The organism is Virgibacillus sp. 7505 (assembly GCF_002272135.1).
In the GTDB taxonomy this organism is placed as follows: Bacteria; Bacillota; Bacilli; order Bacillales; family Amphibacillaceae; genus Terribacillus.
In genome coordinates this window covers 1-204 of the sequence record NZ_NPBF01000529.1, presented here as the reverse complement: position 1 = coordinate 204, position 204 = coordinate 1, and the positions used below count along the sequence as shown (strand labels likewise).

Sequence of the window (204 nt, the reverse complement as noted above, 5' to 3'; positions counted from 1 at the left end):
GAGCAAATCATGCGAGCAGGCAACGTTCGTATTAGTCGAAATGGCCAAGAAGCATCATGTCAAAATCGTGTTTGACCCAAATATACGCAAAAAATTGCTGACGGAGGAGAAACAGAAGCGTTTGTTGGAGCGTTTGATTGGCATGGCTGATATCGTTTTGCCAGGGTCTGGGGAAGGCCGCTATTTATTCGGCACAAACAATAG

General features: G+C 45.6%; 1 pseudogene. It reads left to right on the top strand.

Annotated elements, in window-relative coordinates:
* A pseudogene (locus tag CHH91_RS20080) lies at positions 1 to 204 on the top strand (sugar kinase); the annotation flags it as partial.